The organism is Micromonospora globbae (assembly GCF_003610785.1).
Lineage (GTDB): Bacteria > Actinomycetota > Actinomycetes > Mycobacteriales > Micromonosporaceae > Micromonospora > Micromonospora globbae.
This window is the reverse complement of record NZ_RAQQ01000018.1, coordinates 1-24,528: the sequence shown is the minus strand read 5'-3', so window position 1 is coordinate 24,528 and position 24,528 is coordinate 1. Positions and strand designations below refer to the sequence as shown.

The 24,528-nt window shown below is 73.6% G+C and carries 23 protein-coding genes and 2 pseudogenes; 15 read left to right on the top strand and 10 right to left on the bottom strand.

The genetic code is table 11. From position 1 onward, the window contains the following. Nucleotides 1–72 precede the first annotated feature (72 nt). The 4 genes from alr (at nt 73) to ung (ending at nt 3,637) form a co-directional block, all read left to right on the top strand. Nucleotides 73–1,191: an alanine racemase gene (gene alr / locus D7I43_RS22780; protein ID WP_120330601.1), complete on the top strand. Its 1,119-nt coding sequence runs from the start codon at nt 73–75 to the stop codon at nt 1,189–1,191. Beyond that, nucleotides 1,188–2,276 (top strand): alpha/beta fold hydrolase, encoded by a 1,089-nt coding sequence (locus tag D7I43_RS22775; protein WP_120330600.1) that lies wholly within the window; start codon nt 1,188–1,190, stop codon nt 2,274–2,276. Before alr ends, D7I43_RS22775 begins: the two co-directional genes overlap by 4 nt. Further along, complete coding sequence (gene tsaE, locus D7I43_RS22770) at nt 2,270–2,758, top strand: tRNA (adenosine(37)-N6)-threonylcarbamoyltransferase complex ATPase subunit type 1 TsaE (RefSeq protein ID WP_120330599.1); 489 nt, start codon at nt 2,270–2,272, stop codon at nt 2,756–2,758. Before D7I43_RS22775 ends, tsaE begins: the two co-directional genes overlap by 7 nt. 180 nt (nt 2,759–2,938) lie before the next feature. Further along, nucleotides 2,939–3,637, top strand: a complete 699-nt coding sequence (ung, locus tag D7I43_RS22765) for a uracil-DNA glycosylase (RefSeq protein WP_120330598.1) — start codon at nt 2,939–2,941, stop codon at nt 3,635–3,637. Between the two features lie 36 nt (nt 3,638–3,673). Here the strand turns inward: ung and D7I43_RS22760 are convergent, their stop codons facing one another. Beyond that, entirely contained in the window at nt 3,674–4,444 is a 771-nt protein-coding gene (locus D7I43_RS22760; RefSeq protein ID WP_120330597.1) for a helix-turn-helix domain-containing protein, read from the bottom strand. A gap of 178 nt (nt 4,445–4,622) precedes the next feature. Between D7I43_RS22760 and tsaB the strand changes: the two genes are divergently transcribed. The 6 genes from tsaB (at nt 4,623) to D7I43_RS22730 (ending at nt 10,716) form a co-directional block, all read left to right on the top strand. Continuing rightward, entirely contained in the window at nt 4,623–5,300 is a 678-nt protein-coding gene (gene tsaB, locus D7I43_RS22755; RefSeq protein ID WP_120330596.1) for a tRNA (adenosine(37)-N6)-threonylcarbamoyltransferase complex dimerization subunit type 1 TsaB, read from the top strand. A 2-nt stretch (nt 5,301–5,302) separates the two neighbouring features. Next, complete coding sequence (gene rimI / locus D7I43_RS22750) at nt 5,303–5,749, top strand: ribosomal protein S18-alanine N-acetyltransferase (RefSeq protein WP_120330595.1); 447 nt, start codon at nt 5,303–5,305, stop codon at nt 5,747–5,749. A 3-nt stretch (nt 5,750–5,752) separates the two neighbouring features. After that, nucleotides 5,753–6,814, top strand: a complete 1,062-nt coding sequence (tsaD, locus tag D7I43_RS22745; RefSeq protein ID WP_120330594.1) for a tRNA (adenosine(37)-N6)-threonylcarbamoyltransferase complex transferase subunit TsaD — start codon at nt 5,753–5,755, stop codon at nt 6,812–6,814. Continuing rightward, a complete protein-coding gene (locus tag D7I43_RS22740; protein ID WP_120330593.1) occupies nt 6,811–7,065 on the top strand; it encodes a hypothetical protein in 255 nt (84 codons plus the stop codon). Before tsaD ends, D7I43_RS22740 begins: the two co-directional genes overlap by 4 nt. A gap of 73 nt (nt 7,066–7,138) precedes the next feature. Continuing rightward, on the top strand, nt 7,139–8,839 hold the full coding sequence (locus tag D7I43_RS22735; protein WP_120330592.1) for an ABC transporter ATP-binding protein: 1,701 nt from the start codon (nt 7,139–7,141) through the stop codon (nt 8,837–8,839). Beyond that, nucleotides 8,839–10,716, top strand: coding sequence for an ABC transporter ATP-binding protein (locus D7I43_RS22730; protein WP_120330591.1), 1,878 nt, complete (start codon nt 8,839–8,841; stop codon nt 10,714–10,716). The genes D7I43_RS22735 and D7I43_RS22730 overlap by 1 nt, the downstream gene beginning before the upstream one ends. Before the next feature lie 155 nt (nt 10,717–10,871). Here the strand turns inward: D7I43_RS22730 and D7I43_RS22725 are convergent, their stop codons facing one another. Next, nucleotides 10,872–11,612, bottom strand: a complete 741-nt coding sequence (locus D7I43_RS22725; RefSeq protein ID WP_120330590.1) for a DUF4142 domain-containing protein — start codon at nt 11,610–11,612, stop codon at nt 10,872–10,874. A gap of 188 nt (nt 11,613–11,800) precedes the next feature. On the opposite strand from D7I43_RS22725, the gene D7I43_RS22720 reads away from it, so the two are divergent. Continuing rightward, nucleotides 11,801–12,466: a winged helix-turn-helix domain-containing protein gene (locus D7I43_RS22720; protein WP_120330589.1), complete on the top strand. Its 666-nt coding sequence runs from the start codon at nt 11,801–11,803 to the stop codon at nt 12,464–12,466. A gap of 18 nt (nt 12,467–12,484) precedes the next feature. Here D7I43_RS22720 and D7I43_RS22715 read toward each other — a convergent pair whose 3' ends face one another. From D7I43_RS22715 to D7I43_RS22680, 8 genes are all read right to left on the bottom strand, one after another. After that, the gene (locus D7I43_RS22715; RefSeq protein ID WP_120330588.1) at nt 12,485–13,666 is read right to left on the bottom strand and encodes an ROK family transcriptional regulator; all 1,182 of its coding nucleotides are present in this window, start codon (nt 13,664–13,666) and stop codon (nt 12,485–12,487) included. 62 nt (nt 13,667–13,728) lie between these two features. Next, entirely contained in the window at nt 13,729–14,988 is a 1,260-nt protein-coding gene (locus tag D7I43_RS22710; RefSeq protein WP_120330587.1) for a sugar ABC transporter permease, read from the bottom strand. Then, nucleotides 14,985–15,815: an ATP-binding cassette domain-containing protein gene (locus tag D7I43_RS22705; protein WP_120330586.1), complete on the bottom strand. Its 831-nt coding sequence runs from the start codon at nt 15,813–15,815 to the stop codon at nt 14,985–14,987. Before D7I43_RS22705 ends, D7I43_RS22710 begins: the two co-directional genes overlap by 4 nt. Nucleotides 15,816–15,931: 116 nt before the next feature. Next, entirely contained in the window at nt 15,932–17,029 is a 1,098-nt protein-coding gene (locus D7I43_RS22700; RefSeq protein WP_120330585.1) for a sugar ABC transporter substrate-binding protein, read from the bottom strand. A 191-nt stretch (nt 17,030–17,220) separates the two neighbouring features. Continuing rightward, entirely contained in the window at nt 17,221–17,700 is a 480-nt protein-coding gene (ybaK, locus tag D7I43_RS22695) for a Cys-tRNA(Pro) deacylase (RefSeq protein ID WP_120330584.1), read from the bottom strand. Nucleotides 17,701–17,710: 10 nt separating this feature from the next. Then, on the bottom strand, nt 17,711–18,898 hold the full coding sequence (locus D7I43_RS22690) for a THUMP-like domain-containing protein (protein WP_120330583.1): 1,188 nt from the start codon (nt 18,896–18,898) through the stop codon (nt 17,711–17,713). Nucleotides 18,899–18,929: 31 nt separating this feature from the next. After that, complete coding sequence (locus D7I43_RS22685; RefSeq protein ID WP_120330582.1) at nt 18,930–19,121, bottom strand: DUF397 domain-containing protein; 192 nt, start codon at nt 19,119–19,121, stop codon at nt 18,930–18,932. Continuing rightward, complete coding sequence (locus D7I43_RS22680) at nt 19,112–19,912, bottom strand: helix-turn-helix domain-containing protein (RefSeq protein ID WP_240033103.1); 801 nt, start codon at nt 19,910–19,912, stop codon at nt 19,112–19,114. The genes D7I43_RS22685 and D7I43_RS22680 overlap by 10 nt, the downstream gene beginning before the upstream one ends. 331 nt (nt 19,913–20,243) lie before the next feature. Here D7I43_RS22680 and groES point away from each other — a divergent pair, with 331 nt between their 5' ends. From groES to D7I43_RS22660, 4 genes and pseudogenes are all read left to right on the top strand, one after another. Beyond that, on the top strand, nt 20,244–20,558 hold the full coding sequence (gene groES / locus D7I43_RS22675; RefSeq protein ID WP_109802944.1) for a co-chaperone GroES: 315 nt from the start codon (nt 20,244–20,246) through the stop codon (nt 20,556–20,558). 69 nt (nt 20,559–20,627) lie between these two features. Beyond that, on the top strand, nt 20,628–22,274 hold the full coding sequence (groL, locus tag D7I43_RS22670) for a chaperonin GroEL (protein WP_120330580.1): 1,647 nt from the start codon (nt 20,628–20,630) through the stop codon (nt 22,272–22,274). Between the two features lie 149 nt (nt 22,275–22,423). Further along, nucleotides 22,424–22,901 (top strand): annotated as a pseudogene (locus D7I43_RS22665) (molybdopterin-binding oxidoreductase); the annotation flags it as partial. 333 nt (nt 22,902–23,234) lie between these two features. Continuing rightward, nucleotides 23,235–24,302 (top strand): annotated as a pseudogene (locus D7I43_RS22660) (molybdopterin-dependent oxidoreductase); the annotation flags it as partial. Between the last annotated feature and the right edge of the window lie 226 nt (nt 24,303–24,528).

The window sequence follows — 24,528 nt, the reverse complement described above, 5'->3', positions numbered from 1 at the left end:
GAACGGTCGGGTGGGGGCGGCAGCGGCACCGTCGCGCCGCGCGGTGATCACCGCGGAAAGTAGGCTGGGCGCATGTGGCAGGCCGAGGTGCGCGTCGACCTTGACGCGATCCGTGAGAACGTGAGCCGGATCCGGTCCGGCACCACCGCCGACGTGATGGCCGTGGTGAAGGCCGACGGGTACGGGCACGGGATGATCCCGGCCGCCCGCGCGGCGCTGGACGGCGGCGCGTCCTGGCTCGGTGTCTGCACCCTCGACGAGGCGCTCACGCTGCGTCGGGCCGGGATCACCGTGCCCGTGCTGGCCTGGCTGCTCGCTCCGGGGCTGCCCCTGCACGAGGGGATCAGCGCGGGCGTCGACCTGGCCGCCGCGAGCCTGCCGCAACTGGACGAGATGATCGAGGCGAGCCGCCGGGCGGACCGTCCGGCCCAGCTCCACCTGAAGATCGACACCGGGCTGTCCCGGGGCGGGGCGACCGTCGCGGACTGGCCGGCGCTGCTGGACGCGGCGGCCAAGGCCCAGGCCGACGGGCTCATCGAGGTGGTCGGGGTGTGGAGCCACTTCGTCTACGCCGACATGCCCGGCCACCCGACGACCGACCGGCAGCTGGCCGTCTTCCACGAGGGCCTGGCGATGGTCGAGCGGGCCGGGCTGCGCCCCCGCTACCGGCACCTCGCCAACTCGGCGGCCACCCTGACCCGGCCCGACACCCACTTCGACCTGGTCCGGCCCGGGCTGGCGGTCTACGGCCTGTCCCCGATCGCCGGGGACACCTTCGGGCTGCGTCCGGCCATGACCGCCCGGGCCCGGGTGATGCTGACCAAGCGGGTGCCCGCCGGCACCGGCGTGTCGTACGGGCACACGTACACCACGTCGCGGGACGCGAACCTGGCGGTGGTGCCGCTCGGGTACGCCGACGGGGTGCCGCGCCACGCCTCCAACTGCGGTCCCGTCCAGCTCGGCGGCGTGCGGCGGGTGATCTCCGGCCGGGTGTGCATGGACCAGTTCGTGCTCGACTGCGGCGACGACCCGGTGGCCGCCGGCGACGTGGTGACGCTCTTCGGCAGCGGCGCCGACGGCGAGCCGACCGCCGACGACTGGGCCGACGCCGTCGGCACCATCAACTACGAGATCGTCACCCGGTTCGGGAGCAGTCGGGTGCCGCGCACATACGACGGCGAGAACCCGTGAGTCGGTACCGCATTCCCCGGCCCCGGAGCGCGGTCGGCCGGGTCGCCGGGGTGGTCGGCGCCACGGTGGGCGTGGCGGCCGCCGGCCTCGCGGCGGGCGTCGCCACGGAGCGCGCCCTCGTCCGCCGCCTCAAGGCCGACCCGACCGACCCGTACGCGCACGAGCCGTTCGGCCAGCAGCCGTACGACGAGGCGTTCCGGCTGGAGCTGCCGGACGGCACCGACATCCACGTCGAGGTGGTCGAGCCGAGACACCCGGTGCCGGGCCGGCCCACGGTCGTGCTGGTGCACGGGTTCTGCCTGGACATGGGCACGTTCCACTTCCAGCGCAAGATGCTCACCGAGCGGGGCGAGCACCGGGTGGTGGCGTACGACCAGCCCGGGCACGGCCGGTCGGGCCGGCTGGAGACCGGCGAGTACGACCTCACGGTCCTGGGCCGCACCCTGCGCCGGGTCATCGACCGGACCGCCCCGGAGGGGCCGCTGGTGCTGGTCGGCCACTCGATGGGCGGGATGACCATCATGGCCTTCGCCGAGCTGTTCCCCGAGATGTTCGGCGACCGGGTGGTCGGCACCGTCCTGATGGCCACCTCGGGCGGACTGCTGGCCGAGACGAAGCTGGTGGCGCCGGCCCTGCTGGGCCGGGTCGGCGGGCCGGTGCTGTTCATGATGAGCAACGCCACCCGCTACGGCGGCACGGTCATCGACAAGGCCCGCAAGTCGACGTCGAACGTGGCCTGGCTGCTGACCCGCCGCTACGGCTTCGGCGGCCGGCACCCCAGCCCGGCCCTGGTGTCGTACGTGGAGACGATGAACTCGCGCACCTCGGCGGACACCGTGACCCGGTACCTGCGTACGCTGGCGACGCACTCCCGGTTCCCGGCGTTGGCGGCCCTGGCCGACACGCCGGTGCTGGTCGTGGTCGGCGACAAGGACATGATCACCCCGGTGACACACTCGGAGGAGATCGTCCGCCGGCTGCCGCACGCCGAGTTCGTCAGAATTCCGGACAGCGGACACGTGGTGATGCTGGAACACGCGGACGAGGTCAACGCCGCGCTGGCGAGGTTCCTGGAGGAGTGGTGAACAAGGTCGTCGTGAAGCTGCCCACCGTGGCCGACACGCAGGACTTCGGCCGGCGGCTGGCCGGTGTGCTGCGCGCCGGTGACCTCGTGCTGCTCACCGGCCCGTTGGGTGCCGGGAAGACCGCGCTGACCCAGGGGATCGGCGCGGGGCTCGGGGTGCTCGGGGAGATCACCTCGCCGACGTTCGTGATCGCCCGGGTCCACCGGCCCGATCCGGCCCGGGGCGGGCGGGTGCCGCTCGTGCACGCCGACGCGTACCGGTTGGGGGACGCCGCCGACCCGCGCGCCGAGATCGACGACCTGGACCTGGACGCCTCGGTGGAGGAGTCGGTGACGGTCGTCGAGTGGGGTGAGGGCATGGTCGAGCAGCTGAGCGACGCCCACCTTCGCGTCCGCATCGACCGCCGCGACGACGACACCCGGATCGTCGAGCTCGACCCGGTGGGCGGCGACTGGGCGCAGCGTCTGGCCGGACTGGCCTGACCGACCCGACCACCTGCCTCCGCCGGGGCGCCGCCCCTCGCCCCGTTGATCATGAGGTTGGCGGGGTCCAGGGAGATCGACTCGCCCGCCAACCTCATGATCAACGAGTGCCGGCGTGGGGGCGGGCGGCGATGTCGGTCGCGGCTGGTAGGAAGAGGGCCGATCGACGAAAGGTTGCCGATGGCTGACGTCCCCACCCTCGACCTGCTGGCGCTGCTGCCGGAGGAGTGGCGTGCCGTGCTCACCCCCCACCTCGACCCGGCCCGCACCGCGGCGCTGGCCGACTTCGTCGCGCGGGAGTACGCCACGCAGACCGTCTTCCCGCCGCTGGAGGACCTGTTCTCCGCCTACCGGCTGTGCCCGCCGGCGGCCTGCCGCGTGCTGATCCTCGGGCAGGACCCGTACCACCGGGCGGGGCAGGCGCACGGGCTCAGCTTCAGCGTCCGCGAGGGGGTGAGCGTCCCACCGTCGCTGCGCAACGTCTTCAAGGAGCTCGGCGACGACCTCGGCGTGCCGAAGCCGCCCAGCGGCAACCTCGCCGGGTGGGCGGCCCAGGGCGTGCTGCTGCTCAACTCCGTGCTGACCGTCCGGCAGGGCAGCCCCGGCTCGCACGCCAACCAGGGGTGGGAGGAGTTCACCGACGCCACCATCCGCGCGCTGGACGCGCTGCCCGAGCGGGTGGTCTTCCTGCTCTGGGGCGGCTACGCCCGCCGGAAGGCCGCCCTGGTCGGCAACCCGCAGCACGTGGTGCTGGAGGCGGGGCACCCCAGCCCCATGAACCCGCGCGGCTTCCTCGGCAGCCGCCCGTTCAGCGCGGCCAACAAGGCCCTCGCCGACGCCGGGCGCCCCACGATCGACTGGGAACGCTCCGCCGGCTGAGCTGCGATCGCCGACCCCTGCGCAGGCGCGACGCCGTCATGGGTGCTCGCCTCGGACGTCCGTGCCGGTAGCGGTCCCGCCGCTGGCAGCGGAACCGGCTGCGGCGTCCCGGGCGGTTTGCGCCCGGAGGTCACGGTAGCGGCGCAGCAGCGCGCCGGCGCGGGGATCGGTCACCTCCAGGTCGACGAGCGGGACGACCCGGTAGGACCGGTCGCCGTGCCGGACCTCGACGGAATCCGGCAGCTCGTCGCACATGGTCGCGCGGATCTCCCCGTACCGGGTGTCCCAGCGGTGGGCACCCGGTTCTTCGGGAGACAGTGGCAGGTTGCCGAACTCGCCCCACCGGGCGTTCCACCGCTGCCCGTACGCCTTCTCCAACCACCGCGTGAAGCGGTCGGCGTCGCACCAGCGGATCGCCAGTTCCGGGGCGTCGACCGGCACGGGTGCGCCCTGGAGCAGTGCCGCCGCGGCCCCGGTGATCGTGTACGGCAGGGTGTCGAGGCGGTCGAGGAGGCGGTCCAAACACAGGCCGTCGATCCGCTCGGCCAGAGGCCGGACGGCGAGCTGCGCCATCGCGCTGTCCAGGTGCGCGTCGAGTGGCTCGACCGTGACCGCGAGCTGGACGTCCATGGCCGCGAGCAGGCGTTCCAGGAGGGGGAGGCGGGGCGCGCGGTCACCACGCTCGATGCGGGCCACCGCCGCCTGGCTGACTCCGACCAGGTCCGCGAGCTGGCGCTGGGTGAGCTCGCGCGCCTCACGCTGCTGCCGGACGACCTGGCCGAGGATCCTCACGAGGCGGGTCGACATCCCGGCATCGTGGGGCATGGTTCAGGACTGCGATACCGCAGAGGCATATCCATGACAGAGCGGTATCAGGCTCGCTACGGCAGGCCCTTGCCGAAGACAGGGCCACGGCCACGGCGCGGACGCGGGCCAGGCGGGGCGTCACCGGGCGTGACCGGGCGGGCGGCTAGGCTGGCATACCGTGCTCGTACTCGTGGTGGACAGCTCGACCCCTGCGGTGACCGCGGCGCTGGTCGAGGTCTCGGCGGACGGTGTCGCGTTGCGGTCACACCGGTGCACGGTGGACGCCAGGGCGCACGGCGAACTGCTCGCTCCCGAGGTCGACGCGGTGCTCGCCGACGCGGGCGCCCGCCCCGCCGACCTCACGGCGATCGTCGCCGGCCTCGGCCCCGGCCCGTTCACCGGGCTGCGGGTGGGTCTCGTCACCGCCGCCACGATGGGTCAGGTGCTCGGCATTCCGACGTACGGCGTCTGCTCGCTGGACGGCATCGGTCACCCGGCGGCCGCCGGCGAGCCGGTCCTGGCGGCGAGCGACGCGCGGCGCAGGGAGGTCTACTGGGCCGTCTACGACGGCGCCGGCCAGCGGATCGCCGGGCCGGAGGTGGACGCTCCCGCGGTGGCGGCCGAGCGGGCCCGTGACCTCGCGGTGACGGTGGCGGTGGGCGACGGCGCCCACCGGTACGCCGACGTGCTCGGCCTGCCCGTGCGGGCCGAGCCGCGCTACCCGGACCCGGTCGCGCTGGCCCGGCTCGCCGGTGAGCGGATCCGCGCGGGCGCGCCCGGCGAACGACTCACCCCGCTCTACCTGCGCCGCCCGGACGCTGTGGCGGCGACCGCCCGCAAGCCGGTCCTGCCGTGAGCATGGTCCGGCTCGACCGGTTCCGCTGGTGGCACATCGAGGAGGTGCTGCCCATCGAGGCGGACCTCTTCGGCGTCGAGCAGTGGTCACCCGCCATGTTCTGGAACGAGCTGGCCAACGGGCACCACTACCGGATCGCGACGGACGACGACGGCACGGTGCTCGGCTACGCCGGGCTCACCGTCGTCCCGCCCGACGAGGCGTGGGTGCAGAACATCGCGGTACGACGCGACGCCCAGCGCCGGGGCATCGGCCGGCTCCTGCTGGAGGAGCTGCTCGCCGAGGCGGCCCGGCGCGGCGCCCGCCGGACGCTGCTGGAGGTCGCGGCGGACAACGCCCCCGCCCAGCGGCTCTACGCGGCGTACGGCTTCGAGCCGGTCGGCATCCGACGCGGCTACTACCAACCGAGCAACACGGACGCGCTGGTCATGCAGCGGGACGAGGAATGACCCATGGCTGACGAACCGCTCATCCTCGGAATCGAGACCTCCTGCGACGAGACGGGGGTCGGCATCGTCCGCGGGCACACGCTGCTCGCGGACGCGCTCGCCTCCAGTGTCGAGGAGCACGCCCGCTTCGGCGGTGTGGTGCCCGAGGTGGCGAGCCGGGCCCACCTGGAGGCCATCGTGCCGACCATGGACCGGGCGCTGGCGGAGGCGGGGGTGACGATCGCCGACATCGACGCGATCGCCGTCACCTCCGGTCCGGGGCTGGCCGGCGCGCTGCTGGTCGGCGTGGCCGCCGCCAAGGGGTACGCGCTCGCCGCGGAGAAGCCCGTCTACGGGGTGAACCACCTGGCCGCGCACGTCGCCGTGGACACCCTGGAGCACGGCCCGCTGCCCGAGCCGGCGGTCGCGCTGCTGGTCTCCGGCGGGCACTCGTCGCTGCTGCTCGTCGACGACCTGGCCCGGGGGGTCACCCCGCTCGGCGCCACGATCGACGACGCGGCCGGCGAGGCGTTCGACAAGGTGGCCCGCCTGCTCGGGCTGCCCTTCCCCGGCGGTCCGCCGATCGACCGGGAGGCCCGGGCCGGCGACCCCGCGGCCATCGGCTTCCCGCGCGGGCTGACCGCCGCCAAGGACCTCGCGGCGCACCGGTACGACTTCTCGTTCTCCGGGCTGAAGACGGCCGTGGCCCGGTGGGTGGAGGCGCGGCAGCGGGCCGGTGAGCCGGTGCCCGTGGCCGACGTGGCCGCGTCCTTCCAGGAGGCGGTCTGCGACGTGCTCACGGCCAAGGCGCTGGACGCCTGCCGCGCCCACGGCGTCGACACGCTCGTGATCGGCGGGGGAGTGGCGGCGAACTCGCGGCTGCGCGCCATGGCCGAGCAGCGGGCCGAGAAGCACGGGATCCGGGTGCGGGTGCCCCGGCCGCGGCTGTGCACGGACAACGGCGCGATGGTCGCGGCGCTCGGCTCGCACCTCGTGTCCTCGGGTGTCGCGCCGAGCCGGCTGGACCTGCCCGCCGACTCGGCCATGCCCCTGACCGTCGTCAGCGTCCCCGGGGAAGCGGCGTGATCGTCCGCATGTGGGAGGCGCGCGCGGAGCCGTACGGTTTCGCCGACCTCATCACCTGGGTCTGCGACACGGCGCTGCCCGAGTTCGAGCACGACCCCCGGCACCTCTCCAGCGAGGTCTACTCCTCCACCGACCACCGGGTGGTGGTGATCTCGAAGTGGCGTGGTGACCCGAGGCCGCTGCCCGACCCGCCCCCGATGCTGGTCGCGCGGGCGCCGCACTCCTGGGACTTCACGCAGGTCGACCGCTGACCCGTACGGCGGGAACCGGCTGGAGCTAATTGGTTCGCGCGGGTGACCGCCGGCCCCCTAGCGTCGAGGGGTCATGCGCTTCTCACCGGCCGGTGACCCCGGCGTACCCGATGACCGGTCGGCGACCCGCTACCTGATCTGGCTGGCCGGCCGGCACAAGACGTTCCTCGGCGCGGGCATCCTGCTCGGCGTCGTCTGGATGGTCGCGCAGGCGCTGATGCCCGCCGCCGTCGGCCGGGCGGTCGACGGGCTGAGCCGCCGCGACGAGGGCGCCCTGCTCACCTGGGGCCTCGTGCTGCTCGGGCTGGGGGTGCTCCAGGCCGCCGCCGGCGTCCTGCGCCACCAGTTCGCGGTGCGCAACTGGCTGGCCGCCGCGTACCGGACGGTGCAGCTGACCGTGGCGACCGCCAACCGGCTCGGCGCGGCCCTGCCCCGCCGGGTCGCCACCGGTGAGGTGGTGAGCGTCGGCACCTCCGACATCGACCAGATCGGCAGCGCCATCGACATCACGGCCCGGGGCACCGGAGCCGTGGTCGCCATCGTGACCGTGGCGGTGATCCTGCTCGACGCCTCGGTGCCGCTCGGACTCGTCGTGGTGCTCGGCGTACCGGTGCTGATGGCGGTGGTCGGCTTGCTGATCCGGCCGCTGCACCGGCAGCAGCACGCGTACCGCGACGCGGAAGGCGCGCTGACCACCCGGGCCGGGGACATCGTCTCGGGGCTGCGGGTGCTGCGCGGCGTCGGCGGCGAACCGGTGCTCTCGGCCCGCTACCGGGCCGAGTCGCAGGCGCTGCGCGCGCACGGCGTACGGGTGGCCCGGGTCCAGTCGCTGCTGGAGGCGGCGCAGGTGCTGCTGCCCGGCGCGTTCCTGGTGCTGGTCACCTGGCTGGGGGCGCGGTTCGCGCTGGCCGGGCGGATCAGCCCCGGTGAACTCGTCGCCTTCTACGGCTACACGGCGTTCCTCGTCAGCCCCTTGCGGCAGCTCACCGAGGCGGTGGACAAGCTGACCCGGGGCCACGTGGCCGCCCGCCGGGTGGTGCGGCTGCTGCGGCTCACCCCCGACCTCGTCGACCCGGCCCGGCCCGCGACCGTGCCCGACAATCCCGGCGAACTCGTCGACGTCGAGTCGGGCGTGCGGGTGCCGCCGGGCCGGCTCACGGCGCTGGCCGCCACGGCACCCGAGGACGCGGTCGCGATCGTCGACCGGCTGGGCCGGTACGTCGACTCGGACGCGACGCTGCACGGCGTACCGCTGAGGGAGCTGCCACTGGCCACCGTGCGGGAGCGGATCCTCGTGGCCGACAACGACGCGCACCTGTTCACGGGCCGGCTGCGCACGGAGCTGGACCCGCACGACCGGGCCGACGACGCGACGCTCGACGCGGCCCTGCGGGCGGCGAGCGCCGTCGACATCGTGGAGGCGCTGCCGGACGGGCTCGACAGCCCGGTCGCCGAGCGCGGCCGGGAGTTCTCCGGCGGGCAGCAGCAACGGCTGCGCCTGGCCCGCGCGCTGGTCGCCGACCCGGAGGCCCTGCTGCTCGTGGAGCCGACGAGCGCCGTCGACGCGCACACCGAGGCCCGGATCGCCGCGGGGCTCGCCACCGCCCGGGCCGGCCGCACCACCCTGGTGTGCACCACGAGCCCGCTGCTGCTCGGGCACGCCGACCACGTGATCTTCGTGGAGGACGGGAAGGTGGTGGCCGAGGGCACCCACGCCGAGTTGTTCGACCAGGAGCCGCGCTACCGGGCCGCGGTCAGCCGGGGGGAGGACTGATGTCCACGACGCTGCCCGTCGCCGACGCGGCCCAGGTGCGCCGCTACGCCCGTACGCTCGTCCGCCGGCACCCGCGAGCCCTGGGGGCGGCGCTCGGCCTGCACGCGCTGGCCGCCGCCGCCGGCCTGGTGGCCCCGCGGCTCCTCGGCGACCTCGTCGAGGCGATCTCCCGGGGCACGTCGCGGATGACGGTGGACCGGATCGCCCTGCTGATCGCCGGGTTCGTGGTGGTGCAGGCGGTGCTGACGCGCTTCGCCCACCTCGCCTCGGCGCGGCTCGGCGAGCGGGTGCTGGCCCAGCTCCGCGAGGAGTTCGTGGACCGGGTGCTGGCCCTGCCGCTGGCCACCGTGGAGCGCGCCGGCACGGGTGACCTGCTCACCCGCACCTCCCGGGACGTCTCCGCGCTGTCCCGGACCGTCCGTCTCGCCGTACCCGAGACGCTCGTCGCCATCGTGACCGCCGGGTTCATCATCGGCGCGCTGCTGCTGGTCGGGCCGCTGCTGGCGCTGCCCTGCCTCATCGCGGTGCCCGTGCTGTGGGCGGGCACCCGCTGGTACCTGCGCCGGGCACCCGCCGGCTACCTGCGGGAGAACGCCGCCTACTCGGACATCACCGACGGGATCAGCGAGACGGTCGAGGGGTCGCGGACCACTGAGGCGCTGCGCCAGCAGGCCCGCCGGCGGGCCCGCACCAACGCGGACATCAGGCGGTCGTACGCGGCCGAGCGGTACACCCTGTTCCTCCGCACGGTGTTCTTCCCGGTGGCCGAGATCGGCTACGTCGTGCCGGTGGTGGCAACCCTCGTCATCGGCGGCTGGTTCCACCTCAAGGGGTGGGTGAGCCTGGGTCAGGTCACCGCCGCCACGCTCTACGTGCAGCAGCTCGTCGACCCGGTGGACCGGCTGCTGTCGTGGCTGGACGAGGTGCAGGTCGGCGGCGCCTCGATGGCCCGCCTGCTCGGCGTGGCCGAACCGGACGAGCGGTCGCGGGCCGGGGGTGCCGCGGGCGCTGCGGATGCCGCGGGTGCCGCGCTCGGTGTGGGCGGCGCGGGTGGCGCCGGTGCCGCGCTCGGTGTGGGCGGTGCGGGTGGCGCCGGTGCCGCGCTCGGTGCGGCGCGGCCTGTCGGGGCGGACGATCCCGACGGGGACCGGCGGCTCGTCGCCCGGGACGTGCGGTACGCGTACCGCACCGGCCGGGACGTGCTGCACGAGGTGACCCTGATCCCGGAACCGGGGGAGAAGCTCGCCGTCGTGGGGCCCTCCGGCGCCGGCAAGTCGACCCTCGGCCGGCTGCTCGCCGGGGTGCACGCGCCGCAGGGCGGTTCGGTCACCGTGGCCGGACGCCGGTTGGACACCCTGCCGCTGGCCGAGCTGCGTTCGCACGTCGCGCTGGTCACCCAGGAGCACCACGTCTTCATCGGTACGCTCCGCGAGAACGTGGCGATGGTGAAGCCGTCCGCGACGGACGCCGACGTACGGGCGGCGCTGGCGGCCGTGGCCGCCCTGGACTGGGCCGAGGCGCTGCCGGACGGGCTGGACACGATGGTCGGCTCGGGCGGGCATCCGCTCTCCCCGGCGCAGGCCCAGCAGCTCGCGCTCGCCCGCTTGGTGCTGGCCGACCCGCACACCCTCGTGCTGGACGAGGCGACCTCGCTCATCGACCCGCGCGCTGCGCGGGAGCTGGAGCGGTCGCTGGCCGCCGTCCTCAGGGGACGGACGGTGATCGCCATCGCGCACCGCCTCTTCTCCGCCCACGACGCGGACCGGGTGGCCGTGGTGGAGGACGGCCGGATCACCGAGCTGGGCTCGCACGACGAACTGGTCGCGGCCGGAGGCTCGTACGCCGCCCTCTGGCACTCGTGGCACGGCACCCCCTAACCCTCACCCCACCCCCCCCCCCCCCCCCCCACCCCACCCCACCCCGGCCCGCCCCGTCCCCCTGTCCCCGGTGATCATGAAGTTATTGCCACGACACGCCGGGGCGGACGGCAATAACTTCATGATCACCGGGGCTCGCCCGGGAGGGGGGCGGGTCAGGTGCGGCGGAAGAGGCGGTAGGTGGCCAGGCCGCCGGTGCCCAGGGCTGCGAGGAAGACCAGCCAGACGACGGTGCTGCTCACTCCGACTCCCGGGCCGGTGTTCGCGGCGGCGGCGGCAAGCAGCCCGTCGTCGCCGGGTGCGGGGAGCGCCGCCGGTGGCAGTTCGGGCCAGCGGACAAGGTTGGTGCTCTCCAGCATCTGCATGTGGTGCAGCACGAACCGGTTGGCGTCGTCGCAGAGCTTGCGGACGGTGGCGTCGCGGGTGCTGGCCCGTACGGCGGCGATCACCGGGAAGATCTTGCCGTGCGCGACCCGCAGCCGGGTCACGAAGATCTGGTCGAACCGGGCTCCGGAGGCGTTCTGCATCTCCTTGAGCCAGCCCTTCTGCTCGTCGGTGGGCTCGCTGGGGATGCTGGTACGCAGCTTGTTGGCGGCGTCCACGACGAGTTGGTCGAGTTCCTGGTGTTCGCTGGCGATCCCGGCGCCGATCTCCCGTACCTTGGCGGACTGGCCCTTCTCGGCGGCCATCTGCCCGGCCGGCATCTCCCACAGGCCCGCCAGCCGCACCCCGTTGAGCAGGGTCATGTCGGCGGCGTTGAGCTGTTGTCCGCCGGCGGGCGCGGCGACGGCCACGCCCGGCAGCACGCCGGTTCCGGCCACGATCGCGATGAGCAGCACCGCCGCGCGGCGCAGGCGGTGTGCCGAGCGGCGACGGGCGGATCTGAGGGGTGCCATGTCTGCGGTGCCTCCTCGTGCGGGCTGGACGCGTGGGCTGAGCGCGTGTGAGCTGAGCGCGTGTGGGCGGACGGCCGCCCCGTCGGCCGCCCGTCCGCCCACTGGTACGGGCGTACCGTCCGATCAGTTCACCGCCGACTGTGCAAGACGTATTGCGAAGGCCCCTTTGCAAAGATATCTTTGCGCCCATGGTCGACGTCGCCCGCCCCGATCCCACGGCACTGCGCGGTCTGGCCCACCCGCTGCGCGTACGCCTGCTCGACCTGCTCCGCGAGCACGGCCCGGCCACCGCCACCGGGCTCGCGGCACGGCTCGGTCTGTCCTCCGGCGCGACCAGCTACCACCTGCGGCAACTGGCCCGTTACGGGTTCGTGGTCGAGGAGCCGGACCGGGCGGTCGGGCGGGAGCGCTGGTGGCGGGCCGCACACCGGGGGACCGTCGTCGACAGCGTGGCCGGGCCCGCCGCGCCGGCGGAGGCGGAGGGCTACCTGCGTGCCGTCGCCGCGATGTACGCCGACCGCGTCGACCGGTGGATCGGCGAACTGCCCGCCCTGCCCGCTGACTGGTCGGCCGTCCCGACGATCAGTGACTGGCGGCTGCGGCTCACGCCGGCCGAGGCGGCCGAGTTGCACGACCGGTTGATCGCCCTGGTCGGCGAGTACCGGCTGGACCGCCCCGAGGTGGACGCCCCGCCCGAGGCCGCGCCGGTGGTGCTGCAGGCGCAACTGATGCCGTTCGTCGGCGCCGCCGACGGCGCCTCCGCCGACCGCGCCTCCGCCGACCGCGCCTCCGCCGACGGCGCACCCGCCGACCGCGCCTCCGCCGACCGCGCCTCCGCCGACGAGGACCGGTGACCGTAGCGACCGGGCCGCTCAGCCGACGTCGAGCGGATCGGCCAGCAGCCGCTCGAAGGCCAGTTCGGCGGCGCCGATCAGGGCGGCGTCGTCGCCGAGCTTCGGGGTGCGCAGGCGGACGTGCTCCAGGCAGGCCGGCAGCGCGTTGGCGTTGAGCCGGCTGCGGATCTGGGCGGCGGCGGCCAGGTACAGGTCGCGCATGGTGCCGCCGAAGATGACCATCTCCGGGTTGAAGATGTTGACGAGGTTCGCCACGCCGAAGCCGAGCCAGTCGCCGGCCTGGCGCACGGCGGCGTTCGCCCGCGCGTCGCCCCGGTTCGCGGCGTCGAAGACGGCCAGCAGCGCCTCCCGCCCCCGTGCGTCGCAGCGGCCGGCGTTGCGCAGCAGGCCGTGTTCACCGATCTCGGTCTCCCAGCAGCCCCGCGCACCGCACTCGCAGGGTTGGCCGTCCCGGACGACCTTCATGTGCCCGACCTCGCCGCCGTACCCGCCGTGCCCGGTGAGCCGCCGCCCGCCGGCGATGATGCCGGCGCCGACGCCAACGTCGCCGTAGAGGTAGACGACGTTGTCGCAGCCGGCCGCCACACCCCGGGCGTGCTCCGCGAAGGCGGCCACGTCGGCCACGTTGCCCACGGTGATCGGCGCGTCGAGGCCCAGTTCGGCGCCGAGCGCCGGGCCGATCGGTTCGTCCACCCAGCCGGTCGTGGGGCCGAGCCGGACCAGGCCGTCGTCGCGGCGGACCATGCCGCAGACCGCCACTCCGGTGCCGACGCAGACGGCGCCGGGCGGCACCGCCTGCTGCATCTCCTTGGCGGCGCCGGCCAGCAGCGGCGCGGCCTCCGTCGCCGTGAGGCCGCGGGGCCGGGCCATCTCCCGGCGGTCGAGCACCGCGCCGCCCAGACCGACCCGCGCGGCCCGCAGCCGGTCGACCTCGATGCTGTACGCGTACGCGTAGATGCGGGTCGACTCGGGCCGGACGACCAGCGACGGTCGTCCGGCCCGGCCGGTCTCCTTCGGCGTCCCCTCGCTGACCAGGCCGGCGCTGACGAGGTCGGCCGTCAACGCGCCGATGGTGCTGCGGTTCAGCCCCAGGGCGGTGGTCAGCTCGGCGCGTGAGGTGGCGCCGTGCACGTGCACATGGCGCAGCAGGGCACCGAGGTTCTGCCGACGGATCTCGTCCTGGCTCGGTCCTGGGCGCATGTGGTACTCCGGGGGCGTGGGTCAGGGTGCCGGTCGCCGTCGACCGGAACCCGGGGGTGTGGTCAGCGGGTGCCGATTGCCGTTGACCGGCGGCGCGAGAAGGCGTCGACGGTCGCGGCCAGCGCCAGCACGACGCCCGTGAGCACGTACTTGACTCCCGAGCTGTACTCCATGAGGCCCATGCCGTTGTCGATGACGGCGATCACCGCGCCGCCGAGCACCGCGTCGAGGACGCGGCCCTTGCCGCCGAAGAGGCTGGTGCCGCCGATGACCGCCGCGCCGACGGCGTAGAGCAGGACGCTGCTGCCGCCGGTGTTCGGGTCGACCGAGTTGGCCCGGCTGGCGGCCACGATGCCGCCGACCGCCGCCATCGAGGAGCAGATCACGAAGACCGAGATGCGGATCCGGTCCACGTTGATGCCGGCCCGGCGGGCTGCCTCCCGGTTGCCGCCGACGGCGTAGACGTGCCGGCCGTAGCTGGTGCGCTGGAGGACGAAGGTCCAGAGGATCAGCAGCACGGCGATGACGGGCACCACGATCGGCACGCCCTTGAGGGAGGTGATCAGGACGTTGCGGCTGCGTTCGAGGTTGAGGATGAACACCGCCACGCCGAGGACCAGGGCCAGGCCGCCGATCCGCGCGAAGACCACCGCGATCGGGTCGGTGACGAGTCCCCGCGAGGCGCGCTTGCGGTGCCGCAGGAGCTGCGTCGCCCCGTACCCGGCCACGGTCACGAGCGCGAGCAGCCAGCCGACCAGCGGGGGCAGGTTGCGGTTGGCGATGGCCAGCAGCACCTCGTCGCGGATGGCGATGTTGCTGCCCTCTTCCATGAGCATCAGCGCGATGCCCTGGAAGGCGAGGAAGCCGGCGAGGGTGACCACGAAGGACGGGATGCCGACCTTGGCGACCAGGATGCCGATCGTCGTGCCGATCACCACGCCGGTGGCGATCGCGGCGAGCACCGCGACGTACCAGGGGTAGCCGAGCACCGTCACCACGTTCGCCAGCACGGCCGCGCAGACGCCGCTGGCGAAGCCCGCCGAGAGGTCGATCTCGCCGAGCAGCAGGACGAAGACCAGGCCCATCGCGATGAGGGTGACCGCCGCGCCCTGGGTGAACAGGTTGGCGAAGTTGCCGGCGGTGAGGAACGACGGCCGTGCGATCGAGAAGACCGTGCACAGCACGATCAGCCCGAGGACGGCGGGCAGCGCGCCGATGTCGCCGCCGCGTACGCGGCTCCAGTAGTTGCGCGCGTGGCTGGCGACGGTCGGCGCCGGTGTGACCGACGCCGGGCCCTCCTCCTGCACGACGGTCATGGTCATCGGGCACCTCCCGTGGTCGAGTCGGCCGGCAGCGTGCCGCCGCCGTTGCCGTTGGCGCCCGTGCCCGGCTCGGCGCTGAGTCCGAGGCTGCCGGAACGACCGGCGGTGATCAACTCGACCACCTGGGCGTGGGTGATGTCGGTGGTCTTCACCTGGGCGACCATCTGGCCGAGGTACAGGGCGGCGATCCGGTCGGAGACGGCGAAGACGTCGTTCATGTTGTGCGAGATCAGCACCACGGCGAGGCCGTTGTCGGCGAGCCGGCGGACGAGTTCGAGGACCTGCGCGGTCTGCGCGACGCCGAGCGCGGCGGTCGGTTCGTCCAGGATGACGAGCCGGCTGTTCCAGAGCACCGCCTTGGCGATCGCCACCGTCTGCCGCTGGCCGCCGGAGAGGCTGGAGACGTGCTGGCGCAACGACTTCACGGTGCGTACGGAGAGGCCGGCCAGCGTCTCCGCGGCCATCTGCTCCATGGTGGGCTCGTCGAGGACGAGCCCGTTGCGCTTCTCCCGGCCGAGGAACATGTTTTGCACGATGTCGAGGTTGTCGCAGAGCGCGAGGTCCTGGTAGACGACCTCGATGCCGAGGGCCGCGGCGTCGCGGGGACTGTGGATGGTCACCGGGCGGCCGTCGAAGAGGAACTCGCCCGCGTCGGTCGGGTAGATGCCGCTGATGCACTTGACGAGGGTCGACTTGCCGGCGCCGTTGTCGCCGACGAGCGCGGTCACCTCGCCGGCGTGGGCCGCGAAGGCGACGTCGCGCAGGACCTGGACGGGACCGAAGCTCTTGTCGATCCCGCGCAGCTCCAGCAGGGGTGTTGCGGACACGGGGTGTCTCCTTTGGATGGCGGGCAGGCGTTCCGAGCCCGTCCGGCGTGTGCCGCCCGGCACGGGAGACGGCTCCCGTGCCGGGCGGCGGCTGTCCTCGGCGGATGCGGCGTCGGTCAGCTGATGCCGGCCTCGGTGCACAGCTTGGCGTACGCCTCGGTGCAGACCTCTTCCTTCGTGACGTACCCGTCGGCGATGACGTCCTTGACGTTCTCCTTGTAGATCGCCTTCGGGGTCAGCAGCACGGCCGGGACGTCCCGGCCGCCCTCCGGGTCCTTGACCGTCTGGCCGGTCTCCTTCCGCTGACCCTTGGCCAGCGCGATCGCCAGGTCGGAGGCGGCCTTCGCCTCCTCGCGGACCGCCTTGTAGACGGTCATGCACTGGTCGCCGGCGAGGATGTTCTGCAGGCCCTCCGGGGTGGCGTCCTGGCCGGTGACCGGGACCCTGCCGTTGAGCTTGTTCTTCTTCAGGATGGAGATGGCGGCGTTGCCCAGGCCGTCGTTCGCGGCCAGCACACCGTCGATCTTGCCGCCGGTCTTGGTGAGCTGCTGCTCGAAGATCGTGGCGGCCTGGGCGTTGTCCCAGTCCGGCACGGAGTCGTCGGCGACCTTCGTGTACTCCTTGGCGTCGAACTTCGGCTTGAGCACCGAGTCGTACCCGTTCTTGAACAGGGTCGCGTTGTTGTCGGTGGGCGAGCCGTTGAGGTAGGCGATCGACGGGTTCTTCACGCCCTTGTCGGTGAGGCACTTGACGAGGCCCTCGCCCTGGAGCTTGCCGACGGCCTCGTTGTCGAAGCTCACGTAGTACTCGGCGGAGCCGCCGAGGGTGAGCCGGTCGTAGTCGATGGTGGCGACACCCTGGGACTTCGCCTTGTCGAGCACGGCCTTGCCGGTGCCGGAGTCGAGGTTGACGATCATCAGCACGGTGACGCCGCTGGTGATCATCTGGTCGGCGATCGTCTGGAACTGCGTCTTGTCGTTCTGCGCGTTCTGGATGTCGTACTGGACGCCGGCGGCCTTGAAGGCCTCCTCGAGGAACTTGCGGTCGGCGCCCTCCCAGCGGGCCGAGGACTTGCTGTCGGGGAGGATCACGCCGATCTTCGGCGTCTGCTCGGAGCCGGCCTGGTCGTTCCCGCCGGAGTTGTCGCCACAGGCGGCCATGCTGCCCGTCGCCAGCAGGCCCACGGTGGCGAAGGTGAGGAGCCCCTTACGCATGTGCAGGGTCCTTTCGGGGTGGGGGACGGTGTCGGTACTTTTGTTGTGCCCGGCAACGTATTCGCCTGTGAGTCCCGACACAAGGGCGCGGAGGGGCCGAGTTCGTGGGTGGCAGTAACAATTCAGCAACGCGCCGGACCTCGACGGCGGCTGGCGTGGGAGCGCTTCCCCGCGCCCGGGCCGGCAGCGGGTCAGCGGGCGGCGATCGGTGCGGTACGCGCGTCGGTGAGCGCCACGAGGTCGGCCGGGGCGAGCTGGAGCTGCAGCCCCCGGCGGCCGGCCGAGACGTAGATCGTCGGGAACTCCAGCGCGGACGCGTCGAGCACCGTGGGCAGGCGCTTGCGCTGGCCGAGAGGGCTGATCCCGCCCCGGACGTACCCGGTGGCCCGCTCGGCGACGGCCCGGTCGGCGAGCGCCGCCCGCTTGCCGCCGACGGCCGCGGCGAGCGCCTTCAGGTCCAGCTCGCCGGTGACCGGCACCACCGCCACCGTGAGCGTGCCGTCGACCTCGGTGACCAGCGACTTGAACACCCGCTCCGGCGGTACGCCGAGCGCCGCCGCCACCAGCGCGCCGTAGTTCGGGGCGTCGGGGCTCACGTCGTACGGGTGGGTGCTGTGCGCGATCTTCCGCTTCGTCAGCAGTGCCGTCGCCGGCGTTCCCTGTCCCGCCACGCCCGACAACCTAACCCGCCCGGCACACGAGCACGGTGGGTGCCCCCGCCACGCGCGTGAGCACGAGGCTGGCTGCCGTGTCGCCGGCCAACCGCAGATCCCGCCGGAGCTGCTCGGGGGTGAGCGCCGAGCCGCGCTTGAGGATCTCGACCCGGCCCACGCCCCGCTCCCGCAGCAGCGCGCGCAGCCGCTTCAGCGAGAACGGGAGCACGTCGGTGACCTCCAGGCGCCGGGCGTACGGGCTCTCGACCGGGGTGTCGGCGTACAGGTAGGCGATGTCCGGGTCGGCGAGGGTGGCGCCCAGGTCGTCGGCGAGTTCGGCCACGAGGTGCGCGCGGACCACCGCCGGATCGGGGTCGTACAGGTAGCGGCGCACCGGCCCGACGGCCGCCTCCCGGTCGCCCGCGCCGGTGAGCTGGTGGCGACGCTCCCCGTCCGCGCTCGTCCGGGTGGCCCGGCGGGGGACCTCGGCGAGCCGTCCGCACCAGAGGGTCGCCTCGACGAGGTCGCCGTCGACGCTGACCCACTCGGCCTCGGCGCCGGCCGGGATCAGCCCGTGGTCGATCCCGGGGGCCACCTTCACCACCGTCCGCGGCACCCGCTCGGCGAGCCCCGTCACGAAGTCCCAGGGCGGGGAGTAGGCGGACGGGTCGAAGATCCGGCGCCCGGTGCCGGTGGCCCGCCGGGCCGGGTCGCAGAAGACGGCGTCCACGCGGTCGACGTCGAAGGCGGTCGCGTCGCCACACTCCACCGTGAACAGGTCGGCCAGCCCCGCCGCCTCGGCGTTCGCCGCGGCCATGGCGGCGGTCAGCGGGTCGGCCTCCACCCCGTACACCCGGATGCCGGCGCGGGCCGCGGCGAGCGCGTCGGCGCCCAGCCCGCAGCCCAGGTCGGCCAGGGTCCGCACCCCGGCGGCCCGCAGCCGCTCGGCGCGCCGGGCGGCGACCACGCCGCGGGTCGCCTGTTCGAGGCCGGCGCGGGTGAGGAACATCCCGGCGGCGGCGGGCCCGAACTTGGCCGCCGCCCGGCGACGCAGCTCGACCTGGGTCAGCGCCGCCGCCGCGAGCGCGGCCGGCACCCCGGCGGCGCGCAGGGCGGACGCCGCGGCCAGCGGGTCGCCGTCGGCCACCCGGGCCGCCGCGTCGAGCGCGTTCACCCCCTCGGGCGTACGCAGGGCGGCGAGCTGGTCGAGGTCCACCCGCCCATTCTCCGGGCCGGCCCGGGCGGGGTCAGCGTCGGCCGGGGGTGGCGGCGACGAAGGCCCGCCAGCTCGCCGGGGTGAAGGTGAGGACCGGGCCGGTCCGGTCCTTGCTGTCGCGGACGGCGACCACGCCGGGCAGGTTGTCGGCGACCTCGACGCAGGCGCCGCCGTTGTTGGTGCTGCGAGAGGACTTGCGCCAGGTGGCGCGGCTCAGGTCCATGTCTTCGCCACTTCCTCGATGAGCCGGGCGGACTGCCTGCGTGGCAGCGCCTCACCCGTCACACTCTCCCAGCGCCGCCCCAGGGCGGCAACGTCGTTAGGGGCGTCCACCGTCTGGCCCCGGAGCTGGTTGTCGAGGTACGCCAGCTCCGCGCCGCCGTCGAGCCGGGCCAGGATGAAGGATCCGCCGAGCCCGGTGTGCCAGGGGGAAGCGGCCGGCACGACCCGGACGTGCACGTTCGGCTCGGCGCCGACGGCCAGCAGGTGCGCCATCTGGTCGCGCATGACGCTCCGGTCACCGACCTGCCGGCGCAGCGCCTGCTCCTCCAGCACGGCGACGAGCTGCGGTCGCGGATCGCCGGTGAGCAGGGACTGCCGAGCCAGCCGGGCGACCACCCGCGCCTCGATCTCCTCGGCGGTCAGCTCCCCGCCCACGCCCAGCATCGCCCGGGCGTACCCCTCGGTCTGGAGCAGCCCGGGGACGGCGTTGGCCTCGTACCAGCGCAGCGCGGTGGCCTCCCGCTCGATCTCCTCCCACGGGCGGAACCAGTCCGGCGCGGCGTGGAAGCGGATCAGCTCCAGCATGGCGACGAAGAGACCGCCGGTGTCCAGCGCGGCGTCGACCCGGGCCAGGTAGTCCGGGTTGACCGGGCGGTCGCCCGTCTCGATCGCGCTCACCTGCGACGACGAGTAGTTGATCAGCCTGCCCAGTTCCTCCTGGCTGAGGCCGCGCCCCTGGCGGGCACGGCGGAGCTGGCTCCGCAGGAACGTCACTGTCGGTATCTGGCTCACTCCAACCCCTTCGCGCGGCGGTACGGGGCCGGAACGTAGGCGGTGCGTCACGGTGTGGCGACGGGTCCCCGGCGTGTCGCGGTGACGTGTGGCGGAACTGTGGCGACACGAGGGCCCGGCGCGTTGGCACTCTCCTTGACGGAGTGCTAGCCACGGCATAACCTGCGATTAGCACTCTCAACCCGAGGGTGCCAGCTTCCGGGTCCGCTGACCCGGGCGCTGAACGCCAGGCGGACCGGCACCCGCGACGACGGCCCCGCCCGGTGGCATGTGGCAGATTGACGCTGGTCGGCCCTGCCGGCCGGCACAGAAACCAGTACCCCAGGAGGGTATGCCCGTGACTACCGCGACCAAGGTTGCGATCAAGCCGCTCGAGGACCGGATCCTGGTCCAGGCGAACGAGGCTGAGACCACCACGGCGTCGGGCATCGTGATCCCCGACACCGCCAAGGAGAAGCCGCAGGAGGGCACCGTCCTCGCTGTCGGCCCGGGCCGGATCGACGACAAGGGCAACCGGATCCCGGTTGACGTCAAGGTCGGCGACACCGTCATCTACTCGAAGTACGGCGGCACCGAGGTCAAGTACGCCGGCGAGGAGTACCTGGTGCTCTCCGCCCGCGACGTCCTCGCGGTCATCGAGAAGTAAGCAACCGATCAGTGTCGTTGCCCCGGTCCGGCTCGCCGGGCCGGGGCACCGCCGCTTGAAGGGACATTCATGGCGAAGATCCTGAGCTTCTCGGACGACGCCCGACACCTGCTCGAGCACGGTGTCAACGCCCTCGCGGACGCGGTGAAGGTCACCCTCGGCCCGCGCGGGCGCAACGTCGTCCTGGACAAGAAGTTTGGTGCGCCCACGATCACCAACGATGGTGTGACCATCGCCAAGGAGATCGAGCTCACCAACCCGTACGAGAACCTCGGCGCGCAGCTGGTCAAGGAGGTGGCGACCAAGACCAACGACGTCGCCGGCGACGGGACCACCACCGCCACCGTGCTGGCCCAGGCGATGGTCCGTGAGGGCCTGCGCAACGTGGCGGCCGGCGCCAACCCGACCGGCCTCAAGCGGGGCATCGACGCGGCGGCCGGCAAGGTCTCCGAGGCCCTGCTGGGCCGTGCCGTCGAGGTGGCCGGCCGGGAGTCCATCGCGCACGTCGCGACGGTCTCCGCGCAGGACGCCACCATCGGCGACATGATCGCCGAGGCGATGGAGAAGGTCGGCCGCGACGGCGTCATCACCGTCGAGGAGGGCTCCACCCTCGCCACCGAGCTGGAGGTCACCGAGGGCCTCCAGTTCGACAAGGGCTTCATCTCGCCGAACTTCGTCACCGACGCGGAGGCGCAGGAGGCGGTCCTGGAGGACCCGTACATCCTGATCACCACGCAGAAGATCTCGGCGATCGAGGAGCTGCTGCCGCTGCTGGAGAAGATCCTGCAGAACAGCAAGCCGCTGCTCATCATCGCGGAGGACGTCGAGGGTCAGGCCCTGGCCACCCTGGTGGTCAACTCGCTGCGCAAGACCCTGAAGGTCTGCGCGGTCAAGGCCCCCGGCTTCGGCGACCGCCGCAAGGCGATGCTGCAGGACATGGCGATCCTCACCGGCGCGGAGCTCATCGCTCCCGAGCTGGGCTACAAGCTCGACCAGGTCGGCCTGGAGGTGCTGGGCTCGGCCCGCCGGGTCGTCGTCGACAAGGACACCACGACGATCGTCGACGGCGGCGGCAAGTCCTCCGACGTCGCCGACCGGGTCGCCCAGATCCGCAAGGAGATCGAGGCGTCCGACTCGGAGTGGGACCGGGAGAAGCTCTCCGAGCGGCTCGCGAAGCTCTCCGGCGGTGTCGCGGTCATCAAGGTGGGCGCGGCGACCGAGGTCGAGATGAAGGAGCGCAAGCACCGCATCGAGGACGCCATCGCCGCGACCAAGGCCGCGGTCGAGGAGGGCACGGTGCCCGGTGGCGGCGCCGCGCTGGCGCAGATCCTGCCCGTGCTCGCCGACGACCTCGGCTTCACCGGTGACGAGAAGGTCGGCGTCTCGATCGTGCGCAAGGCGCTGGTCGAGCCGCTGCGCTGGATCGCCCAGAACGCCGGCCACGACGGCTACGTGGTGGTGCAGAAGGTCGTCGACGCCGAGTGGGGCACCGGCCTGAACGCCGCCACCGGCGAGTACGTCGACCTGGCCAAGGCCGGCATCCTGGACCCGGTGAAGGTCACCCGCAACGCGGTCGCCAACGCCGCCTCCATCGCCGGTCTGCTGCTCACCACGGAGAGCCTCGTGGTGGAGAAGCCGTCCGAGCCGGAGCCGGCCGCCGCCGGTGGGCACGGCCACTCGCACGGCCACGGCCACCAGCACGGCCCGGGCTTCTGACCCACGTCGTACGCCCGGTCGGGGCACACCGTCGTCAGGCGGTGTGCCCCGACGCGTTTCCGGGTGTCCACGGAACGCGGGTCGCCGCGGTGCTTACCGAACGCTGACGTCGCTACCGGTCGGCCCGGTCGATCGGAAACACTGGGCCGATGAGCACCACCACCCGCCGGTACGCCGCCCTGGCCGGGATCACCGCCGCGGCGGTGGCCATCGGCGTCGCCGAAGCCGTGGCCGTCCTGACCGGCCCCCGGTCCGCGCCGCTGGTGGCGGTCGGTGGCGTGGTCGTCGACCGGGTCCCGGAGCCGCTCAAGCAGGTCGCCATCGACCTCTTCGGCACGTACGACAAGGCCGCCCTGCTGGTCGGCACCGGCGTGCTGCTGGCCGCCTTCGCGGCGCTGCTCGGCGCCCTGTCCGTACGCCGGCTCGCGGTCGGCCTCGCCGGCATCGCGGGTTTCACAGCGCTCGGGGTGGCCGCCGCCCTGACCCGGGCCGGCGCCGACGTGGCGGACGCGCTGCCGTCCCTGATCGGCGGAGGGCTGGGGGCGGTCGTGCTCTGGGCCTTCGTCGCCGGGCCGCTGGAGCTGGACCCGTGGCCCTGGACCCCGCCCACCCCGCCGCCCTCCTCGGCCGTGTCGACCTCGCCGGCCTCCTCGGCCGTGTCGACCTCGCCGGGCGGCTCCGCCGGGCCGGGCGGGTCGGGCGGCGCCGCCGGGCCGGGGGGGCAGCTCTGGCGTCCCGTCCCCCAGGGTGCCGCAGGTGGACTCCGCGTCCTGTCGAGCTGCCCCAGAAATGGGGCGCCCCATTTCCGGGGCAGCTCGACAGGACGCCACCGACATACCCGAGCCAGGATCGCCGAGCGGCGCCAGGACCGCCCGGCCCGTGACGCCTGCCGGGCCCGCGCCTGCCGGGCCCGCGCCTGGCGGGCCCGCGCCTGCCGGGGTGCCGCTGGAGAGCAGCGACCCGGAGTCCCGGCGGCGCTTCCTGACCGGGGCGGGAGCCCTGCTGGGCACGGCCGCCCTGGCCGGGGTGGGCGGGCGTTGGCTGGCGGGCCGGCGCGGGGTGTCCGCGGCCCGGGAGGCGGTGGTCCTGCCCGCCCCGGCGTCACCCGCGCCCGCGGTGCCGGCCGGGGCCGACCTGTCGCTGACCCAGCTCGCCCCCTACGTCACGTCGAACTTCGGCTTCTACCGGATCGACACGGCCCTCGTGGTGCCGCAGGTCGACCCGGACACCTGGCGGCTGCGCATCCACGGCCGGGTCCGCAACCCCATGACGCTGAGCTTCGCCGACCTGCTCGCCCGGCCGATGGTCGAGCGGTACATCACGCTCGCCTGCGTCTCGAACGAGGTCGGCGGGGATCTCGTCGGCAACGCCCGGTGGCTGGGCGTGCCGATCCGCGACCTGCTGGACGAGGCCGAGCCGGAGGATGGCGCCGACCAGGTGGTCGGGCGGTCGGTCGACGGCTGGACCTGCGGCACGCCGACCGCCGTGCTGCGCGACGGGCGGGACGCGCTGCTCGCGGTCGGGATGAACGGCGAACCGCTGCCGGTCGAGCACGGCTTCCCGGTCCGGATGGTGGTGCCCGGCCTGTACGGCTACGTGTCGGCCTGCAAGTGGGTGACCGAGCTGGAGTTGACGAGCTTCGCGGACTTCGACGCGTACTGGGTGCCGCGGGGGTGGTCGGCGCAGGGGCCGATCAAGACCCAGTCGCGGATCGACGTGCCCCGGGCGCGCAACCGGTTGACCGCCGGCCCCGTGACGGTGGCCGGGGTGGCGTGGGCGCAGCACCGCGGGATCCGCCGCGTCGAGGTACGCGTCGACGACGGACCCTGGCGGGAGGCGGAACTGGCCCCCGCGGTGTCGGTGGACACCTGGGTGCAGTGGTCGTGGCGCTGGGAGGCCACGCCGGGGGAGCACCGGCTCCAGGTGCGGGCCACCGACGCCACCGGCGACACGCAGACCGAGTGGCGGCAGGACGTGGTCCCCGACGGCGCCACCGGCTGGCACGAGGTACGAGTAAAAGTCCGCTGACCCGCCCCGCCCCCCTCCCGTCCGCGCCCCCCGCGCCCGTCCCCCCGCCGTCCCCCCCGGAACATGGGTTGATCATGAGGTTGGCGGGCGATCGGGAGAGGTGGTTTCTAGGCTTCAGTGCAACTGATCTTGGTTGGGTTGGGGGTGCTGGTGGCGAGGCCGGGTGTGTTGACGTTCGGGCATCGGCAGGTGTTGGAGCATCTGTGGGGTTCAGGGCGGACGATCA

Excerpts from the sequence above, each read along its gene's own strand:
- alr (WP_120330601.1), top strand. The coding sequence starts at position 73 with ATGTGGCAGGCCGAGGTGCGCGTCGACCTTGACGCGATCCGTGAGAAC.
- ung (WP_120330598.1), top strand. The coding sequence starts at position 2,939 with ATGGCTGACGTCCCCACCCTCGACCTGCTGGCGCTGCTGCCGGAGGAG.
- D7I43_RS22760 (WP_120330597.1), bottom strand. The coding sequence starts at position 4,444 with ATGTCGACCCGCCTCGTGAGGATCCTCGGCCAGGTCGTCCGGCAGCAG.
- rimI (WP_120330595.1), top strand. The coding sequence starts at position 5,303 with ATGGTCCGGCTCGACCGGTTCCGCTGGTGGCACATCGAGGAGGTGCTG.
- tsaD (WP_120330594.1), top strand. The coding sequence starts at position 5,753 with ATGGCTGACGAACCGCTCATCCTCGGAATCGAGACCTCCTGCGACGAG.
- D7I43_RS22735 (WP_120330592.1), top strand. The coding sequence starts at position 7,139 with ATGCGCTTCTCACCGGCCGGTGACCCCGGCGTACCCGATGACCGGTCG.
- D7I43_RS22730 (WP_120330591.1), top strand. The coding sequence starts at position 8,839 with ATGTCCACGACGCTGCCCGTCGCCGACGCGGCCCAGGTGCGCCGCTAC.
- D7I43_RS22725 (WP_120330590.1), bottom strand. The coding sequence starts at position 11,612 with ATGGCACCCCTCAGATCCGCCCGTCGCCGCTCGGCACACCGCCTGCGC.
- D7I43_RS22720 (WP_120330589.1), top strand. The coding sequence starts at position 11,801 with ATGGTCGACGTCGCCCGCCCCGATCCCACGGCACTGCGCGGTCTGGCC.
- D7I43_RS22715 (WP_120330588.1), bottom strand. The coding sequence starts at position 13,666 with ATGCGCCCAGGACCGAGCCAGGACGAGATCCGTCGGCAGAACCTCGGT.
- D7I43_RS22710 (WP_120330587.1), bottom strand. The coding sequence starts at position 14,988 with ATGACCATGACCGTCGTGCAGGAGGAGGGCCCGGCGTCGGTCACACCG.
- D7I43_RS22700 (WP_120330585.1), bottom strand. The coding sequence starts at position 17,029 with ATGCGTAAGGGGCTCCTCACCTTCGCCACCGTGGGCCTGCTGGCGACG.
- D7I43_RS22685 (WP_120330582.1), bottom strand. The coding sequence starts at position 19,121 with ATGGACCTGAGCCGCGCCACCTGGCGCAAGTCCTCTCGCAGCACCAAC.
- groES (WP_109802944.1), top strand. The coding sequence starts at position 20,244 with ATGCCCGTGACTACCGCGACCAAGGTTGCGATCAAGCCGCTCGAGGAC.
- groL (WP_120330580.1), top strand. The coding sequence starts at position 20,628 with ATGGCGAAGATCCTGAGCTTCTCGGACGACGCCCGACACCTGCTCGAG.